At 70.6% G+C, this 14291-nt stretch carries 14 protein-coding genes; 8 read left to right on the top strand and 6 right to left on the bottom strand.

What is annotated here, in order from left to right:
- Positions 1 to 23 precede the first annotated feature (23 nt).
- Both VF106_RS28735 and VF106_RS28730 read right to left on the bottom strand, forming a co-directional pair.
- Complete coding sequence (locus VF106_RS28735) at positions 24 to 1469, bottom strand: DEAD/DEAH box helicase (RefSeq protein ID WP_330843047.1); 1446 nt, start codon at positions 1467 to 1469, stop codon at positions 24 to 26.
- Between the two features lie 426 nt (positions 1470 to 1895).
- Positions 1896 to 2906, bottom strand: a complete 1011-nt coding sequence (locus VF106_RS28730; RefSeq protein WP_414639079.1) for a serine protein kinase RIO — start codon at positions 2904 to 2906, stop codon at positions 1896 to 1898.
- 255 nt (positions 2907 to 3161) lie between these two features.
- On the opposite strand from VF106_RS28730, the gene mtnA reads away from it, so the two are divergent.
- Together mtnA and VF106_RS28720 are read left to right on the top strand one after the other, a co-directional pair.
- The gene (gene mtnA, locus VF106_RS28725) at positions 3162 to 4136 is read left to right on the top strand and encodes an S-methyl-5-thioribose-1-phosphate isomerase (protein WP_330842983.1); all 975 of its coding nucleotides are present in this window, start codon (positions 3162 to 3164) and stop codon (positions 4134 to 4136) included.
- A gap of 67 nt (positions 4137 to 4203) precedes the next feature.
- Positions 4204 to 5952, top strand: a complete 1749-nt coding sequence (locus tag VF106_RS28720) for a proline--tRNA ligase (RefSeq protein ID WP_330842982.1) — start codon at positions 4204 to 4206, stop codon at positions 5950 to 5952.
- 1283 nt (positions 5953 to 7235) lie between these two features.
- On the opposite strand, the gene VF106_RS28715 is transcribed toward VF106_RS28720, so the two are convergent.
- Positions 7236 to 7916 (bottom strand): HAD family hydrolase, encoded by a 681-nt coding sequence (locus VF106_RS28715; protein ID WP_330842981.1) that lies wholly within the window; start codon positions 7914 to 7916, stop codon positions 7236 to 7238.
- A gap of 103 nt (positions 7917 to 8019) precedes the next feature.
- Between VF106_RS28715 and VF106_RS28710 the strand changes: the two genes are divergently transcribed.
- Positions 8020 to 9051, top strand: coding sequence for an ABC transporter permease (locus VF106_RS28710; RefSeq protein ID WP_330842980.1), 1032 nt, complete (start codon positions 8020 to 8022; stop codon positions 9049 to 9051).
- Here the strand turns inward: VF106_RS28710 and VF106_RS28705 are convergent.
- Positions 9035 to 9442 carry a secondary thiamine-phosphate synthase enzyme YjbQ gene (locus VF106_RS28705; RefSeq protein WP_330842979.1) on the bottom strand — a complete coding sequence of 136 codons (408 nt, stop codon included), beginning with the start codon at positions 9440 to 9442 and terminating at the stop codon, positions 9035 to 9037. The genes VF106_RS28710 and VF106_RS28705 overlap by 17 nt on opposite strands.
- Before the next feature lie 14 nt (positions 9443 to 9456).
- Here VF106_RS28705 and VF106_RS28700 point away from each other — a divergent pair, with 14 nt between their 5' ends.
- Positions 9457 to 10494 (top strand): aminotransferase class V-fold PLP-dependent enzyme, encoded by a 1038-nt coding sequence (locus VF106_RS28700; protein ID WP_330842978.1) that lies wholly within the window; start codon positions 9457 to 9459, stop codon positions 10492 to 10494.
- A gap of 67 nt (positions 10495 to 10561) precedes the next feature.
- Positions 10562 to 11284, top strand: coding sequence for a hypothetical protein (locus VF106_RS28695; RefSeq protein WP_330842977.1), 723 nt, complete (start codon positions 10562 to 10564; stop codon positions 11282 to 11284).
- Between the two features lie 4 nt (positions 11285 to 11288).
- On the opposite strand, the gene VF106_RS28690 is transcribed toward VF106_RS28695, so the two are convergent.
- Complete coding sequence (locus tag VF106_RS28690) at positions 11289 to 11738, bottom strand: ferritin-like domain-containing protein (RefSeq protein ID WP_330842976.1); 450 nt, start codon at positions 11736 to 11738, stop codon at positions 11289 to 11291.
- Complete coding sequence (locus tag VF106_RS28685; RefSeq protein WP_330842975.1) at positions 11735 to 12187, bottom strand: hypothetical protein; 453 nt, start codon at positions 12185 to 12187, stop codon at positions 11735 to 11737. Before VF106_RS28685 ends, VF106_RS28690 begins: the two co-directional genes overlap by 4 nt.
- Before the next feature lie 106 nt (positions 12188 to 12293).
- Between VF106_RS28685 and rimP the strand changes: the two genes are divergently transcribed.
- From rimP to VF106_RS28670, 3 genes are read left to right on the top strand one after another with little or no spacing between them, the layout of a single operon-like run.
- Complete coding sequence (gene rimP / locus VF106_RS28680; RefSeq protein WP_330842974.1) at positions 12294 to 12842, top strand: ribosome maturation factor RimP; 549 nt, start codon at positions 12294 to 12296, stop codon at positions 12840 to 12842.
- Positions 12839 to 13897, top strand: coding sequence for a transcription termination factor NusA (gene nusA, locus VF106_RS28675; RefSeq protein ID WP_330842973.1), 1059 nt, complete (start codon positions 12839 to 12841; stop codon positions 13895 to 13897). The genes rimP and nusA overlap by 4 nt, the downstream gene beginning before the upstream one ends.
- A gap of 22 nt (positions 13898 to 13919) precedes the next feature.
- The gene (locus VF106_RS28670; protein WP_330842972.1) at positions 13920 to 14285 is read left to right on the top strand and encodes a YlxR family protein; all 366 of its coding nucleotides are present in this window, start codon (positions 13920 to 13922) and stop codon (positions 14283 to 14285) included.
- The last annotated feature ends 6 nt before the right edge of the window (positions 14286 to 14291 follow it).

The following is a 14291-nucleotide window of genomic DNA, read 5'->3' as shown; positions in this document are numbered from 1 at the left end:
GCGGCTGCTGTGTGGTCGTTCGCTCAGGCGTCCGAGCGGGGGCGACGCGGGGTGAAGCGCTTGCGGCCGCCCTGGCCTCGGTAGCCGCCGCCGGTCTGGCGGGTGCGGGGTGGGCGCTTCGCCTGCTCCTGCTCGACGATCGGCTCGCCGCTCGGGATGCGGGCGCCCGTGATGCGCACCAGGTCGTCGGCGCCGGGGCTGACCTTCGTGCTCGTCGGGCGCACGCCCGCCTGCTCGGTCATCCGGAACACCGTGCGGCGCTCCTGGTGGGTGACCACGGTGACCACGGTGCCCGACTCGCCCGCGCGTGCCGTGCGGCCGGCGCGGTGCAGGTACGCCTTCGAGTCGGCGGGTGGGTCGACGTGCACGACGAGGCTGACGCCGTCCACGTGGATGCCACGTGCGGCCACGTCCGTCGCTACCAGGACGGGGAGTGAGCCCTCGCGGAAGTCGTCAAGGACCCGGTTGCGAGCGCCCTGCGTCTTGCCGCCGTGGAGCGCGCCGGCGCGGACGCCGATCGAGCGGAGCTTCGCCGTCAGACGGTCCACGTGGTGCTTGGTGCGCAGGAACAGGATCGTGCGGCCGTCGCGCGCGGCCATCTCCGCGATCACGTCCGGCTTGTCTTCCTTGGACACCAGCAGCACGTGGTGGTCCATCGTGGTCACGCTGGCCGTCGCCGGCTGCACCGAGTGCGTCACCGGGTCGTGCAGGTAGCGCTGGACGAGCTGCTGGACGTCGTTGTCGAGAGTGGCCGAGAACAGCATGCGCTGGCCGTCCGGCGTCAGGTCGAGGATCGCGCGGACCTGCGGCATGAAGCCCATGTCCGCCATCTGGTCAGCCTCGTCCAGGGCGGTGAAATGGACCTCGTCCAGCACGCAGGTGCCCTGCCGGACGTGGTCGGACAGCCGGCCCGGGGTGGCGATCAGCAGGTCGACGCCCCGGCGGAGCTGGTCGGCCTGCTTGGAGAAGGACAGGCCGCCGACGACGGTCCGGCACCACAGGCCGAGCGACTTCGCGAGCGGCGTCAACGCGTCGCTGACCTGCATCGCGAGCTCACGGGTCGGCACGAGGACGATGGCACGCGGGTACTTCGGGCGTGCCTTGCCGCCTTCGAGCCGGGACAGCAGCGCGAGTCCGAACGCGAGCGTCTTGCCGGAGCCGGTCTGGGCGCGGCCGAGCACGTCCCGGCCTGCGAGGGCGTCGGGCAGCGTCACGGCCTGGATGGGGAACGGCTTGGCGATGCCGGCCTTGGCGAGCTCGGCGGACAGCTTCGGCGACAGACCGAGCTCGTCGAACGAGTCCACGTCCGGAATCGGCGAGGTGGGGATGGTGTCGAGCACCGGCAGCTGCGGAGCGGGCGTGCGGTCAGCACGCGGGCGCCGGTTGTGCGTGCCGTTGGGTTTGCCACCGCCTGCGCGGTTGCGCGTCGAGCGGGGGCCGCGGCCGGCATACGCCGACCGGTCGTGCATCACTGTCACTAGGGTCCTCTCAGGACATGGCACGTCCCGGGGAACCCTGGCAGGACAGGGACACGGACGAGCCCGGCGCACGTTACGCCGAAATGTGTGGTGGTCACCGCTTCCGCCGAACCGGCCTCGTGCCGGGCAGGAGAGCGGCACAGGGTCCGCTCGCGGTGGCGATCACCAGAGTACTCGACCCGCCGACCGCCCGGTGTGGGGCGGGAGCGGGATCACGCTCCGGAGTCGACCTCCGGCGCCTTCCGGCCTGCTCCCGAGTGGTTCGACAGAACAAGAACCAGTGGCCACGACGTCGGGGACGGATCCGGATCATGATGTTCGACACACTCGGTGAGCTGTCGGTGGCTGGCGAGGGTGGCCCCGCCGACCGGCGTGTGGTGGCCGGCCGGCGGGGGTCACCTCCCCCGTTCGGTGGTCTTAGGTCAGACCTGCTGTTTCCATCAGCTCCTCGGTCAACGTCATGGGGTCGGTCTCTTCTTCCGGGAGGCCCTTCGAGTGGAACCAGGACGCCACGTTCGCCACGTCCCTGGACAGGAACTCCAGGCCTCTCGGGTTGGCCACCAGGTCCACGATCTGGGGGAGGTCGATCAGCATCAGCCTGCCCTCGTGGACCAGCAGGTTGTATGCCGACAGGTCGCCGTGGGCCAGCCCTTCGCCCGCCAGCAGCCGCAGCACCTCCGCCAGTTGGAGCCACAGGTCCTGTAGCTCCTCCTGGTCCGGGCGCAGCTCCGCCAGGCGCGGGGCCGCCGACCCGTCGTCGTCGCCCAGGTACTCCATCAGCAACTCCGTGCCACTGCGTTGCACGGGGTACGGGACCGGGGCGCCGATGGACCACAGCCTCGACAGAGCGGCGAACTCCGCCACCGCCCACTGTTCGGCGATCAGGTTGCGGCCGAACGACGTGCGGTTCGCGATGGCCCGCATTTCGCGGCTGCGGCGCATACGCCGACCCTCGAGGTAGCCCGCGTCCCGGTGGAACAGCTTGTGCTCGCTCGAGCGGTAGCGTTTCGCCGCCATGAGGCAGCCGCGGTTGGTGTCCGGCACCGCCCGCTGTATCAGGAAGACGTCGGCCTCCTTGCCTGTTTTCAGGATGCCCAGCTCGCTGTCGGCGGCGGCCAGTTCCGTGACCACCCATTCCGGCCTCGGGTGCGGACCCTGCTCACCGTCGCCCCAGGTGGACCAGCGGTCCGCGCCCGGAGGCAAGGGTGGGCCCGCGAGCGCGCTCTCGCGCACCGCGGCCAGCCTCGCCCGTTCCTGCTCGGTCAGCCGGCCGGAACGGGGTGACTGCGGGTCGAACACCTCCTCGGGGTCGCCGGAGGAGGCGGCGAAGCGGTCGGCCTCGCTGCGCTTCGGTTTGCGTGGGCGCGAGCGGCGGCCCTCGAAACCGTCTTCGTCGTCGTAGAAATCTTCGATGTCGTGCAGACGCACTGGTGGGTTCTCCCTCAAGAAAGGATGTGACGCCCCACCAAAGGCGTGTGCCAGAAGGCAGACCGCACTCAGCGGGGCGGGCGGACGCGGGCGTGCCACGTCCAGGCGACCGTCTTAGCCACAGGGCACCTCCCTCACGTCCGCCGGCGAAACCCACCGGCGCGAAACGAACTGGCGAGCAGGATGGCAGCCACCGCTGCCGGACCGCAAGTGATTTGTTCATGGGCGGGACGTTACGGCCGGGCACCGACAAAAATGGGCGTCGTGCGGACCATTGATTGGCAGGATCACCACATCGTGGCGATCGACCAGACGAAACTACCGAGCGAAGTCATCATCCTGGAGATTCTCACTGTTGAGGACCTCGTTGCCGCGATCCAGCGACTCGCCATTCGGGGGGCTCCGGCACTCGGAGTAGCGGGAGCGTTGGGCGCGGCCATGGCGGTGCGAGACGAACCGTCCCAGCGCGAACGTGATCTCGCCGCCCTGCGCAACGCCCGGCCCACCGCGGTCAACCTGGCCTGGGGTGTCGACCGCGTGCTGGCGAAGCTGCCGGAAGGTGTGGACGCCGTCCTCGCCGCCGCACTCGATCTCCTCGAGTCGGACGCGGCACGCAACCGGGCCCTGGGCGACCGTGGCGCTGAGTGGCTGGCACAGCAGGTCAGCGGCCCCATCGCGGTCCAGACGCACTGCAATGCGGGCGCGCTCGCCTGCGTGGAATGGGGGACGGCGCTCGGCGTCGTGCGGTCGCTGCACGAGCGCAAGCTGCTCCGCCACGTCTACGTCGACGAGACCCGACCGCTGCTCCAAGGAGCCCGGCTCACGACGTGGGAATTGGCCGGCATGGGTGTCGACCACACGCTCGTCGTCGACTCCGCGGGCGCGACGGTGCTGGCCAGAGGGCTCGCGAACGCCGTGGTCGTCGGTGCGGACCGGATCACCGCGAACGGCGATGTGGTCAACAAGGTCGGCACGTACCCGCTGGCGCTCGCCGCCGCGCGAGCCGGGGTGCCATTCCTCGTCGCCGCGCCGGAGTCGACGATCGACCCGGCGCTCACCGCGGGCGCGGACGTGGAGATCGAGGTGCGTGACGGGCGGGAGATACTCGGCGACCTGCCGGCCACACAGACGCTCAACCTGGCCTTCGACGTCACGCCGGCGGACCTGGTGACCGCCATCGTGACCGAGGACCGGCTCGTGCGCCCGGCGCTGGGAGAGCGTCCGGCGTAACCCGCATGCGCTGGCAGACCGGCGTTCACTACCCTCTATCGCACGTTTCCTATCGAGGAGTACTGCCGTGATCACCAGGATGTCGTCGCTGTTCCTGCGCACGCTGCGTGAGGATCCGGCGGACGCCGAGGTGCCCAGCCACAAGCTGCTGCTGCGCGCCGGTTACGTCCGCCGAGTTGCACCGGGCGGCTTCTCCTGGCTGCCGCTGGGCCTCAGGGTCCTGCGGAACATCGAGCGCGTCGTCCGCGAGGAGATGGACGCGATGGGCGCGCAGGAGATCCAGTTCCCCGCGCTGCTGCCGCGCGAGCCCTACGAGGCGACCGGCCGCTGGACCGAGTACGGCGACAGCCTGTTCCGGCTCAAGGACCGCAAGAAGGCCGACTACCTGCTCGGCCCGACGCACGAGGAACTGTTCACCCTCACGGTGAAGGGCGAGTACAGCTCGTACAAGGACTACCCCGTCATCCTGTACCAGATCCAGACGAAGTACCGCGACGAGGCGCGGCCCCGCGCTGGCATCCTGCGCGGGCGCGAGTTCCTCATGAAGGACTCGTACTCGTTCGACTTGGACGACGACGGGCTTGTGTCGAGCTACCACAAGCACCGCGACGCCTACATCAAGGTCTTCGACCGGCTCGGCCTGAAGTACGTGATCGTCTCCGCCATGTCCGGGGCCATGGGTGGGTCCGCGTCGGAGGAGTTCCTGGCCGAGGCCGAGAGCGGTGAGGACACGTTCGTCCGCAGCACGGTGTCCGGCTACGCGGCCAACGTCGAGGCGGTCCTGACCCCCGTGCCCCCCGCGCAGTCCATCGAGGACAAGCCGGCCGCGCAGGTGCACCACACGCCCGACACCCCGACCATCGAGACCCTGGTCGACTTCCTCAACAAGGCGGACCTTGGCCGGACGTTCACGGCGGCGGACACGCTCAAGAACGTCCTGCTGAAGACCCGCGCCCCCGGCGAGGAGAAGTGGGAGCTGCTCGCCGTCGGCGTGCCCGGCGACCGCGAGGTCGACATGAAGCGCCTGGAGGCCGCGCTCGCTCCACGCGAGGTCGCGATCCTCGACGAGGCCGACTTCGCGGCGAACACCTTCCTGGTGAAGGGCTACATCGGGCCGAAGGCGTTGCAGGACAACGGGGTTCGCTTCCTCGTCGACCCCAGGCTGGTGACCGGGACCGCGTGGGTGACCGGCGCGGACAAGGCCGACCACCACATCGTCGACCTCGTCGTCGGCCGTGACTTCACCCCGGACGGGACCATCGAGGCGGCCGAGGTGCGCGAGGGCGACCCCTCGCCGGACGGTCAGGGCACGCTGGTCGCCGCCCGGGGCATCGAGATCGGCCACATCTTCCAGCTGGGCCGCAAGTACGCGGACGCCTTCCAGCTCGACGCGCTCGGCGCCGACAGCAAGCCGATCCGGATCACCATGGGCTCCTACGGCATCGGCGTCTCCCGCCTGGTCGCCGCGATCGCCGAGCAGTCGCACGACGAGCACGGGCTGATCTGGCCGAGGGGCGTCGCGCCCGCGGACGTGCACGTGGTCATGGCTGGCAAGGACGACACGATCCGCGCCGGTGCCGAGAAGCTCGCGGCGGACCTGGACGCGGCGGGCCTGTCGGTGCTGCTGGACGACCGCACCGCGATGCCGGGTGTGAAGTTCGCGGACGCGGACCTCATCGGCGTGCCGACGATCGTCGTCGTGGGCCGAGGGCTCGCGAAGGGCGTCGTCGAGGTGAAGGACCGTCGCAGCGGTGAACGCTCCGACGTCGCGGTGGACGACGCGGTGCGGCACCTGACGGAGCTCGTCCGCGCGTAGTCTCGACCCCAGAAACGGGACAGACACGCGCCAGGTGGCTGGGCAGGCGCGTTTCCGACGCATGTCACGGAGACGCGCATGTCCTACCGCGTGCTGGCGCGCTCAGCGCCTGCTGCCTTCTTTCCCCTCGGGTTACTCGCCCGCCTGCCGTACGCGATCACGCCGCTCGGCTCGCTGCTGGTGCTGCGGAACGCGACGGGCAGTCACACCTTCGCGGGCTTGGCCGCCGGCGCACAGAGCGTTGCCATCGCCGCGGCGGGGCTGACCGCCGGCGGGCTCGTCGCTCGTGTCGGCGCCCGCCGGCTCGGTCTCACACTGGCCGTGCTCAACGCGGCGGCTGTCGCGCTCCTCGTCGCCGCGAGCACGTCCGGGTCGCGACCCGCGATGGTCTGCTGCGCCGTCCTGGTCGGGCTGACCCAGCCACACGTCGGCCTTCTCGTGCGGGTGCACTGGTCGCGCGCACTCGGTCGCGGCACCGCCGGTCTCCGCACGGCGTTCGCCTACGAGAGCGCGGTCGACGAGCTGAGCTTCGTCATCGGTCCGGCCGTCGTCGCGTTCTTCGCCGCCGTCCGGCCGGGTGACGGGCCGCTGCTGGGCATGGGGCTCCTGCTGCTGTCCGCCACGCTGCCGTTCGCGGCGATGTACACCCACGGCGTGGTCCAGGCGCTGCCTCGGCCGGGACGGTTGCGGGGCATGGCGTCCCCGGTCGCGTCGATGGTCGCGGTCGGTGCGATCTTCGGCGCCATACAGACGGCGACCACCGCGTACTCGGCGAGCGACGCCGGCGTTCTCTACGCGTGCCTCGGTGTCGGCAGCGCGGTGTCCGGCGTCGGCTACGGGTGGCTGCCGAGGTCGTTCCGCGTGGAGACCGGTTACGTCGTGTTCAGCGTGACCCTGGTGCTCGGCATGGCGGCGTTGCCGCTGGGCCCGCGGCGGCTGGGCATTCTCGTGGCGGGATGCTGCATCGCGCCGTACATGATCACGCTCTACGCGCTCACTGACATGATCGCGCCACCGGCCCGTCTGCCGGTCGCCCTGGCGATGCTCGGCGCGGGTGGGCCGGTCGGTACCGCGATCGGGCAGGTGGTCACGGGCGCGCTCGTGGACGGTCCTGGGCTCGGCGTGGCCTGGTTCGTGCCGGCGGCGTTCGCGTGCCTGGGTCTGCTGGTCGCGGTCACGCGGCAACTGGGCGAGTACCCGGGGGCCGGCCTCCGGCCCCCGGGTTCGACGCTACGGCATGGCACCGACAGTCACGGTCGGTGCCATGCGTGGTTGTGGACAACTCAGGGCAGGAGTGCCCGCGCCACCGCGGGCGTGTCCGCCAGGTCGGTGAGGGTGACGTGCGCGCCGGACTCCGCCAGCTCCGTCACCGTGAAGCGGCCCGTGGCCACGCCGACCGTCGTCGTGCCGTGGTGTAGGCCCGCGGCCACGTCGTGCGGGGTGTCGCCGATGACCACGACCGAGTCGAACTCGTCGTGCTTCGCCGTTGCCTGGGAGATCGCGGCGCCGACCAGGTCGTGGCGGTGTTCGGACAGGGAGCCGTAGCCGCCGATCTCGAAGTCGATGTGGTGGTGCAGGTCGAACGCGGCGAGCTTGTAGTTCGCCAGCAGCGGCAGGTTGCCCGTCACCAGCGACTGGACGACGTTCTCGCGGCCGGCAAGGTCGGCGAGGATCTCGGCCGCGCCCGCCAGTGCGCGGCCGAGCGTGGGTAAGGACGGGCGGTCCTGCTCCGCCAGCTCGGTGAGTGCGGCGAAGAACTGCTCCACCCGCTCGTCGGTGTGCTCGAAGCCGTGTGTGGCCAGGAACTCGCGGGCCAGCGACCGTTCCGTGCGGCCGGGGAACGACGGCAGCCGCTTCAGCGGCACCCCCACCACCGTGGCCAGCGCGTCCTCGTACCAGCGCCTGCCGACGCCGGAGTAGTCCACGAGAGTCAGGTCGATGTCCCAGAGTACGAGCGTTCTCACCTGGCCATCGTGACACGGGAGCAGAAATTCAACACGGGTTGACCCAATGGGCGGGACGGGCGTACCGTTCCCCTAATTCAACACACGATGAATCGAGGCAACGATGCGTAACCCGACCATGGTCGCGGTGGGCCTCGGCCTGGTGGGAGCGGTGGTCGCCACCGTGCTGGGGCTGCTCACCTTCGGCGTTCAGGCCACGGTCGCGCCGGACCACCTCCCGCTGGCCGTCGCCACCCCGGACAACCCCGCCCTGCGCCAGGCCGCCGACCAGATCGCGAGCCACGGCGGCGACACCGTCGAGTGGCAGGTCACCGATCCCGCACGCGCCCGCGATCTCCTCGAGGACAAGGAGGTCTACGGCATCCTGGAGATCGACCAGGGCCTGGCGATCACGATCGTGACCTCCGGCGCCGTCAACCCGCAGGGCACCCAGGTCGCCACACAGGTGCTGACCGGTGCCGCGCAGGGACTCCTCAGCGGGTTCGCCCAGCAGCAGTCGAACGTCCGCCTCGCGCCACCGCAGGTGGAGACCGTCCACCCAGCTAGCACGGCCGGCCGCACCGGACCGCTCGCCGCCAGCGCACTGCTCTGGATCGGCGGCCTGGCCGCGGCCATGGCCTTCGCCCTGCTACTGGCGCGACGTGACATCCGACCCGTCGGCGCACGACTCGCACTGGTGGCGTCGGTCAGCGTGCTCACCACCGGCGCCGTCGTCGGACTGCTGAAGCTCTGGGACTCGTCGCTGAACATCAGCGGGGAGGTAATCGGCTTCCTCGTGCTCACCGCCGTGGCGTTCTCGTCCGTCCAGGGCGCGCTGGTGCGGCTGCTCAGCGTGCGTGCCGCGGCCATCCTGGGGCCGATGTACCTGCTGGCGCCCGCGGTCGCCGGCACCGTGCCCGAGATGCTGGACCCCGCCTACCGCGCGATCCTGTGGTCGTGGACGCCGTTCCGCTTCTCCACGGAAGGGCTGCGCAGCCTGCTCCAGGGGGTGCCCGACGCGCCGGACGTGCGGACCGGCGTCATCGTCCTCGCGTCGATGGCCGTCGCCGGGCTCGTGGTGATGCTGTGGCCGGTCCGCGGGCAGGCCACGGAGACCCCGGCCGAGACGCGGCAGCTGGTCAACTCAGGAAGCTGAGCCGCACTGTCCGCGTCGGGTTGTCGACGTTCGTGTCGACCAGGCAGATCGACTGCCAGGTGCCGAGCGCCAGCTGACCGCCCACGACGGGGACGGTGGTCGACGGCGGGACCAGGGCCGGCAGCACGTGGTCCCGCCCGTGGCCCCGCGACCCGTGCCGGTGCTGCCAGCGGTCGTCCGCGGGGAGCAGGTCGCGAAGGGCGGCGAGCAGGTCGTCGTCGCTGCCCGCGCCGGTCTCGATGACCGCGATACCGGCGGTGGCGTGCGGCACCCAGACGTTCAGCAGACCGTCGGACGCGTCGACGGACGACAGGAATATCGCGCACTCGCGGGTCAGGTCGTGCACGACCTCGCGGTCGCCGGTCCGCACCTGGATCTCGGTGGTTTCCATGCTGTTATTAGCTCATGGCGCAGACAACGAGGCGGGTCGCCTTCGGGGAGCGGTTCGACGTGCCGACCGGATACCTGAACACGGCCAGCATCGGCATTCCGTCGGTCACCGTGGCGGACGCGGTGGCTCTGGCCGTCGCCGAGTGGCGTGTCGGGGCGACGGTGCCGCCGCAGTACGACCGGTACGTCGCCGCTGCCAGGGCGGGGTGGGCGCGGCTCGTCGGGGTGCCGGCCGAGCGTGTCGCGAGCGGGGCGAGCGTGTCGCAAGTGGTCGGGCTCGTGGCGGCGAGTGTGCCGGACGGGACGCGTGTGCTGGCCGTGGAGAACGAGTTCACCAGCGTCACGTTTCCCTTCGCCGCGCAGGAGAACCGGGGCGTCAAGGTCACCGAGGCGCCGGCGAGGGACCTGCTCGACGCGGTGGCCGGGCATGATCTCGTCGTCGTGAGTGTGGCCCAGTCCGCCGACGGTGCCCTCGTCGACCTGGACGCCCTGCGTGCCATGGGGAAGCCCGTCCTGCTCGACGTCAGCCAGGCCGCCGGCTGGCTGCCGCTGCGGCTCGACTGGGCGGACTACGTCGTGGGCGCCGGCTACAAGTGGTTGTTCGCCCCGCGTGGTGCGGCATGGCTCGCCGTGCACCAGGACGCGTGGGCGCTCACCCCGCACGCCGCCAACTGGTATGCCGGCGAGGACCCATGGGACAGCGTCTACGGCCTGCCGCTGCGTCTCGCGGCCGGCCCGCGTGGGCTGGACCTGTCCCCGGCATGGTTCACCCAAGTGGGTGCCGCCGCGTCCACGGAGTGGCTGGCGAGCCTCGATCTGGCGCGGGTGCGCGACCACTGCGCCGGACTGGCCGACACGGTGCTGACCGAGCTCGGACACGACACGGCCGACTCGGCGATCATCTCCCTCGACCTGAGCACTGACCAGGCAGAACGACTTGCCCGGGCCGGCGTGGTCGGCAGCATCCGCGCGGGCAGGACACGCCTGTCCTTCCACCTGTACAACACCGAGGACGACGTCGACCGCGTACTCGGCGCGCTGGCTACCAGATGACCGTGACACAGGGCCGATCGGGGGCCTCGCCTGGTTCACAATTGTGTATGCGGTTACGGTGCCTTCCGTGTCGGCTCCTTACCACCCTGGGCAACAACCGCAGTGGCGGCCCGAACAGCCGCCGCCGATCCAGTTCCGCCAGGAAGAACCGCCACCGGCCAAGAACAAGGGCCTTCAGTGGACGCTTCGCATCGCCGGCCTCGTCGCCGTCGCGGTGATATCCGGCCTGGTCTGGAACTACTTCATCGATGACACCACGACGACCCCGACCAATCCGGCCGGCGAGGAGAAACCCACACAGTCCACGGGTCTGTACCCGCTGGAGCCGCACAAGGGGACGCCGAAGCCGGACGTCGACACGAACTGCGCGAAGCACGCGTACGACGACATCCAGCGGTTCCTGCAGACCAATCCGTGCGAGCGCCTGACCCGGCAGCTGTTCCAGACCGAGGTCGACGGCGGCCGCATGGTCTACGCGTCGGTCTCGGTGGTCACCATGCCCAGCGAGGACAAGGCCGCGGAGCTGCGCGACCTCACCGACAAGAACGGCACCGGCAACGTCAGTGACGTGGTGAAGGACCAGCTGGTCAAGATCGACGGCCTGACCTCGCTCGCCGGCGGTGGGGGCTACGCGTCGACGCAGAAGGGGCGCGACGTGATCATCGTCGAGGCCGACTTCGACCCGAAGGACAAGGGCGACGAGACGGCCGACGAGAAGATCCTCGACGCCGTCTGCGAGGACGCGCTGCGCAAGGGCCCCGAGATCGACGCCGAGTCCGGCTCGAGCTGACTTCTCAGGCGGGTGCGCCGGGCAGCGGGGGAGTGGACGGTGACTGGCCACCCGCGCGGCGCCAGCGGGTCGCCCGCACGGCGGCGTCTGTCAGCCCGGCCAGCGCCGATGAGCGCAAATCCTTGTCGTCCGTGCGCTCCAGCACCGCCCGCCAGGCGACCGTCACGTCCGCCTCCGCCACCACCAGCACGGCGATCGCCGACGCCTGGTCGGTCACCGGCTGCGGCGTGACGTACGCGGGCTCGGCCGACCTCGGGTTCTGCCCGGCGTTGCCGAGCAGCAACTCGGTCGCGTCGCGGCGGGCGCGGTGCGCGTTCGTGCCCTCCTGGACCGCCGCGTCGAAGTCGTTCGGAAGGAACGCGCTGACCAACCGGTACACCCACAGCGCGCCATGCTCGGCGCCGAGCGCGTCCTGAATGGCCGACGCCGCCCCGGCGTCCATGGGCGCGGTCATGTCAGTACCACCTTCAGGCTCGCGCACCCGGCCGCCACCGAGCCCAGCATGCCGGCGCGGTAGCGGGGCACCGACGGCACCAGGTCTGCGGCCTGCTTCTCCGCAGTGGTGAGGGCGTCGACCAGTGCGGTGACGCCGTCCGCGGGCGCCTGCGGCGCGGTCGGCGCCTTCGAGGACGACGAGGACACGGGCGGTCGGGCCCGGTCCACCTCGGCCTGCAACACCTTCGCGTGCTCGGCACGCGCCTGCGCGATCTCGGTGGCCGCGGCGGCGACGGCGGGCTGCGCGGACGCGATCGCGTTCGCCAGCGCCGCGTCGGCACGGGCCTGGGCGGCGAGGTCGGCAAGCGGGTCCGGGGGCGGGGGAGGTTCCGGTTCTGGCGTACACGCCACCACCGGGACCAGGGCCGCCACCGCGCCCAACCGCAGCACCGTACGACGGGAGACCATCACAGGCCGTCATACTGCCAGGCCCACCACCACCCGGTCGGACGCACCATGCCTGCTCGGACCCAGGCGGTCGGGGCAGACGAGATACGCTTGGCAACCACGCAAGGTGAACGTCCACAAGAGCAAGGAGCAGCAGGTGCCCGGTCAGCGGCAGAGCACAGGTGACGTCGGCGAACGGCTGGAGCCGCTCGTCGCGGCCGCCGTCGCGCGTGCCGGGTTCGAGCTCGAACAGGTGCAGGTCCAGCAGGCGGGCCGCACCCGGCTCGTCAAGATCGTCGTCGACGGTGACGACGGCATCGGGCTCGACGAGGTCGCCGACGTGTCCAGGATCGTCTCCGAGGCTCTCGACAGCCAGGACGACGTCCTCGCCGGCGCCTACACGCTGGAAGTCACGTCCCCGGGACTCGACCGCCCGCTGACCAAGCCGAGGCACTGGCGCCGCGCACGGCTGCGCAAGGTCGCCGTCCGCTGCGCCGACGAGAAGTTCACCGCCCGTGTCGGCCAAGCGGACGACACGGGAGTCGAGCTACTGGTGGACGGTGAATTACGCCGAGTGGGGTACACCGAGATAGAGCATGCCGTCATCGAGGTGGAGTTCAAAGAGCCACCAGCGGCCGAGATCGCCAAACTGGCACATGAGGAGGGATCGAGGTGAATGTCGACATCGCGGCGCTGCGTGCGATCGAGCGCGACAAGGACATCCCCTTCGACACGGTGATCGAGGCGATCGAGACGGCGCTGCTCACCGCGTACAAGCACACCGAGGGCCACCAGCCCCACGCCCGCATCGACATCGACAAGCGCACCGGCATCGTCCGCGTCGTCGCCTACGAGCTCGGCCAGGACGGCGAGCCGCAGGGCGAGTGGGACGACACGCCAGAGGGCTTCGGCCGGATCGCCGCCACCACCGCGCGCCAGGTCATCCTGCAGCGCCTGCGGGACGCGGAGAACGAGAAGACCTTCGGCGAGTTCTCCGCCAAGGAGGGCGAGATCGTCGCCGGCGTCGTGCAGCGGGACGCGCGTGCCAACTCGCGTGGCATGGTCGTGGTCCAGGTCGGCGACACCGAGGGCGTGCTGCCCGCGGTCGAGCAGGTGCCCGGCGAGCGCTACGAGCACGGCACCCGCATCAAGTGCTACGTGCTGGGCGTGAGCCGGGGAACAAGGGGACCCCAGATCACGTTGTCACGCACGCACCCCAATCTCGTGCGGAGGCTGTTCGCGCTCGAGGTCCCGGAGATCGCCGACGGCACGGTCGAGATCCCGGCCGTCGCGCGCGAGGCGGGGCACCGCTCCAAGATCGCGGTCCGGTCCACCGTCCCGGGCGTCAACGCCAAGGGCGCGTGCATCGGCCCCATGGGAGCACGGGTGCGCAACGTGATGAGCGAGCTGCTCGGTGAGAAGATCGACATCATCGACCACTCGGACGACCCGGCGACGTTCGTCGGCAACGCGCTGTCGCCGGCGAAGGTCATCTCGGTACGGGTGATCGACGAGCGGGCCAAGACCGCCCGGGTCATCGTGCCGGACTTCCAGCTGTCGCTGGCGATCGGCAAGGAGGGCCAGAACGCCCGCCTGGCCGCCCGCCTGACCGGCTGGCGGATCGACATCCGAAGCGACGCCGCGCCACCTGACCCGACCGACTCACCTGGCCCTCACCGGCCGTCCGGAGGAGTGGGACAGGTCGCACCGGCATCGGGTTCGGCTGACTGAGGGGGACGAGATAGACTCACTAGTGGTTCATCGCACTGGACCGGCGTCCCCGCACGAGTCTGCACCGGCCAACGGCCCGGTGCGCACCTGTGTCGGCTGTCGGGACAGGGCTTTGGCCGGTGAGTTGCTCCGAGTCGTGAAATCGGGTGGGGAACTCGCTCTCGATCTGAGAAGGTCACTTCCGGGTCGCGGAGCGTGGGTACATCCCGATCTCGGATGTCTGAGCAAGGCCGAGCGACGGCGCGCGTTTGCCAGATCGTTACGCGCATCGGGTGAGCTCGACACTGGTCGCCTCCAAGCCCAGCTGGAGGCGCTGGTTCACCGCACGACCGGCACGGGATCTTCTCGAGCCGGGCTGGACGAACGAAAGCAGGTCGACCCGTCATGAGTCAGC

The organism is Actinophytocola sp., assembly GCF_036378875.1.
In the GTDB taxonomy this organism is placed as follows: domain Bacteria; phylum Actinomycetota; class Actinomycetes; order Mycobacteriales; family Pseudonocardiaceae; genus Actinophytocola.
The sequence above is the reverse complement of the archived record's forward strand: the minus strand, read 5'-3'. Positions and strand labels throughout refer to the sequence as shown.

What these genes read in the sequence shown, in the direction of transcription:
- VF106_RS28735 (WP_330843047.1), bottom strand. Translation starts at nt 1,469, where the DNA reads ATGCACGACCGGTCGGCGTATGCCGGCCGCGGCCCCCGCTCGACGCGC.
- VF106_RS28690 (WP_330842976.1), bottom strand. Translation starts at nt 11,738, where the DNA reads ATGACCGCGCCCATGGACGCCGGGGCGGCGTCGGCCATTCAGGACGCG.
- VF106_RS28710 (WP_330842980.1), top strand. Translation starts at nt 8,020, where the DNA reads ATGCGTAACCCGACCATGGTCGCGGTGGGCCTCGGCCTGGTGGGAGCG.
- VF106_RS28700 (WP_330842978.1), top strand. Translation starts at nt 9,457, where the DNA reads ATGGCGCAGACAACGAGGCGGGTCGCCTTCGGGGAGCGGTTCGACGTG.
- VF106_RS28685 (WP_330842975.1), bottom strand. Translation starts at nt 12,187, where the DNA reads ATGGTCTCCCGTCGTACGGTGCTGCGGTTGGGCGCGGTGGCGGCCCTG.
- mtnA (WP_330842983.1), top strand. Translation starts at nt 3,162, where the DNA reads ATGGGCGTCGTGCGGACCATTGATTGGCAGGATCACCACATCGTGGCG.
- VF106_RS28705 (WP_330842979.1), bottom strand. Translation starts at nt 9,442, where the DNA reads ATGGAAACCACCGAGATCCAGGTGCGGACCGGCGACCGCGAGGTCGTG.